The sequence below is a fragment of the bacterium genome (genome assembly GCA_026398675.1).
In the GTDB taxonomy this organism is placed as follows: domain Bacteria; phylum RBG-13-66-14; class RBG-13-66-14; order RBG-13-66-14; family RBG-13-66-14; genus RBG-13-66-14.
In genome coordinates, this window is sequence record JAPLSK010000373.1 from 1 (window position 1) to 2,621 (window position 2,621).

Sequence of the window (2,621 nt, forward strand, 5' to 3'; positions counted from 1 at the left end):
TCAGTCCCCGCCGCTTTCACGTTCCCTACCTCGACCCTCACCCTGACCCTCTCCCAATAAGGGAGAGGGGACCGCTCTCCTCCCAAGCCCATAGGCGAGCCCCTCCCTAAAAGGGAGAGGGGGCCGCTGCACCCCCCTCCCTAACCCGTAGGCGAGCCTCCCCCCAAAGGGGGGAGGGGACGCATGGCAGCCCGCACCCCCATTCCCGTCGGCGTGCCGCTCCCACGGGGAGAGGGAGACTGCGGCAGCCCGCACCCTTTATCCCGTGAGGCAAACCTCCTCCCGCAGTGAGAGGGAACCGCGGGGGCCCTTTTTTCGTGGAACCGGGAAGCGACGCCGCGCGTTTATTAGTCGGCACCCACGGTCACGGAGGCCGACATGCGAAAAGAAAAACGAAACCTCTTCCTCCAGGCCCTCCTCATCTCGCTGCTGGGGAACCTGACCATCGTCCTGGTTCTTGCCAACTACGCCGAGACGGCCGCCCCCCTGGCCCCGCCGCGCGGCGCCCAGGAGCTGGCGAACCTCGAGGTGCTGAAACCGCCGCCCCTGACGATAAAGGTCCCCGAGATCAAACCGCCGCCGAGGACTATTCAGGCCGCGCCGGAGCCGAGCGACGATCCCGACGCCGTTGGAACGTACCGGACCCCCATAATCGAGTACATCCCCGTGGAAACGGACCCCGACCTCTGGCCCGACATCAATCCCGACGTCCACAACCCCGACCCGACGCAGAGGTACACCCCGCCGAAGGCCGTCTTCGCCCCGGAGCCCGAGTACCCGCAGCTCTTGAAGGAAGCGGGCTGGTCCGGCTCCTGCACCGTCGGTTTGTATATCAGCGAGAAGGGCGAGATTCTCAAGGTCTGGATCCTGCGCTCCTCCGGGAAGGCGGAGGCGGACCTGGCGGCCCTGGCCGCCGCGGAATCCTCGCGCTGGGAGCCGGCCTCCGAGGCGGGCTTCGACATACCCAAGAGCATCTGTGTCACCTACGAGTTCCTCGTGGACGTCCGTTAAAGAAAAGCCCCAACCTTTTACGCGCAACAAGAGGCCCCCGGCGGGCCTCTTTAGGCGACCACGGCGGGCTGTTTCTGCATCCTGCCGCAACAGGAGGGCACCTGGAGATCCTGGACCCGCACAGCTACGGCGAAGAGGGGGTAAGCGGGACACAAAACGTCGGAGACAAGGTGGTCATCGAGCTGGTGGACGACTGGGACCCGCTGCGCGACGAGTACATGTGGAAGACCGGCGGCGTCACCATCTCCGAGGGGAGCTTCAACTGGGTGGTGCCCTGAGCGGACTTTGAGTCAAAGTGAAACGGAGGGTCGGCCCTCCGTTTTTTTGACGACTTGACGACCGTGGAAGGTCGCCCTTACGGAACTTTGTTGGAGTCGTTTTAATTTAAGGTGCGAAGGGTTGGCTCGCGGGTGTGAACGTTATCAGTCAGGGGATGTAATCGCGGAACTGGGGTCCAGCGCCCCGCGCTGGTTGTACGCCCCGATGCCGGCCACCAGCACGTCCATGGCGTGCTCGAGCTCCTCGCAGTTCAACACGTAGGCGATACGTATCTCCTGCCCGCCCAGCCCCGGCGTGGCGTAGAACCCCGGCCCCGGCGCGACCATCACCGTAAAGCCATCCACGGAGAAGTCGGTGAGCAACCACTGGGCGAAGCTCTCCACGTCGTCCACCGGAATCTTCACCAGGGCGTAGAAGGCGCCCTGGGGCTTCTCGCAGACCACGCCCTCGATCTCCTGAATCCGGTTGAACACGACGTCCCGGCGGCGCTGGTACTCGAGGCGCGACTCTTCGATGTAGTCCGTCTCGTCGGAGTAGGCGGCGGCGGCCACCACCTGCCCCAGGGCGGGCGGGCAAAGCCTCGCCTGGGCGTAGCGCAGCACCGCCTCCATCAACCTGTTGTTCCGGCTGATGACGCTGCCGACGCGAGCGCCGCAGGCCGAGTACCGCTTGGAGATGGAATCTATGACTATCGCCCGCTCGTCCATCCCCTCCACGTCCAGGATGCCGGTGGCGCTGACCCCGTCGAAGGTGAACTCGCGGTACACCTCGTCGGAGATGATGTAGAGGTTGTGCTTTTCGGCCAGGGAGGCGACGCGCTCCATCTCCCGGCGGGTGTAGACGGCCCCGGTCTGGTTGCCCGGCGAGTTGACGATGATGGCCCGCGTGCGCGGGGTAACCCGCTCCTCGAACTGCTCCACCGACGGGCACCGGTAGCCGTCCTCGGGGAAGGTGGTGATGGGCACCAGCCGGACTCCCGAGGTGACGGCGAAGCCGTTGTAGTTGGTGTAGAAGGGCTCGGGGATGATGATCTCGTCCCCCTGGTCCGCCACCACGTTGAAGGCGAACAGGATGGCCTCGGAGCCGCCGTTGGTGATCAGGATCTCTCCCGGGTCGAGCGCGATCTCGTAGCGGGCGAAGTAGGCCGCCATTCCCTCGCGCAGCTCCGGCAGGCCGTCGGAGGGCCCGTACTCCAGGACCTTGTCCTTGAAGGCGCACACCGCGCGCAGGAACTCCGGCGGGGTAGCCACGTCCGGCTGGCCGATGTTGAGGTTGAAGATCTTGATGCCGCGCGCGCGGGCAGAAGCGGCGAGCGGCGCCAGCTTGCGGAT

At 65.5% G+C, this 2,621-nt stretch carries 2 protein-coding genes; one reads left to right on the forward strand and one right to left on the reverse strand.

Features of this window, described 5'->3' with window-relative positions; all coding sequences use genetic code 11:
* The first annotated feature begins 378 nt into the window (after positions 1 to 378).
* A complete protein-coding gene (locus NTW26_11260; protein ID MCX7022826.1) occupies positions 379 to 1,011 on the forward strand; it encodes a TonB family protein in 633 nt (210 codons plus the stop codon).
* Between the two features lie 422 nt (positions 1,012 to 1,433).
* Here NTW26_11260 and NTW26_11265 read toward each other — a convergent pair.
* On the reverse strand, positions 1,434 to 2,621 hold a 1,188-nt coding region (locus tag NTW26_11265; GenBank protein MCX7022827.1), incomplete at its 5' end, for a pyridoxal phosphate-dependent aminotransferase.